Below are 383 nucleotides of genomic sequence, written 5' to 3' on the forward strand. Positions count from 1 at the left end.
GCCGCCGCCCTTCGCGGCGGATGCCATCCTGGAGGCGATCGACGCCGAGATCCCGCTGGTGGTGTGCATCACCGAGGGCATCCCGGTGCTCGACATGGTGCGGGTCAAGCGCGCTCTGAGCAACTCCAAGACCCGGCTGATCGGGCCAAACTGCCCGGGCATCATCACGCCCGACGAGTGCAAGATCGGCATCATGCCCGGCCACATCCACAAGCGCGGCAAGATCGGCATCGTCTCGCGCTCGGGCACGCTGACCTACGAGGCGGTGGCGCAGACCACCGCGGCGGGTCTGGGCCAGACGACCTGCATCGGCATCGGCGGCGATCCGGTCAACGGGACGAACTTCGTGGACAGCCTGGAGCTGTTCCTGAAGGACCCGGAGA

Annotated in this window: 1 protein-coding gene; it reads left to right on the forward strand. The window is 67.6% G+C overall.

Going from position 1 to position 383, the window contains the following annotated elements; all coding sequences use genetic code 11:
* Positions 1–383 (forward strand): succinate--CoA ligase subunit alpha (locus JJL56_RS33160; protein ID WP_425599135.1); only part of this gene is annotated, 383 nt, incomplete at both ends.

Source organism: Azospirillum aestuarii, assembly GCF_016632405.1.
Taxonomy (GTDB): Bacteria; Pseudomonadota; Alphaproteobacteria; order Azospirillales; family Azospirillaceae; genus Azospirillum; species Azospirillum aestuarii.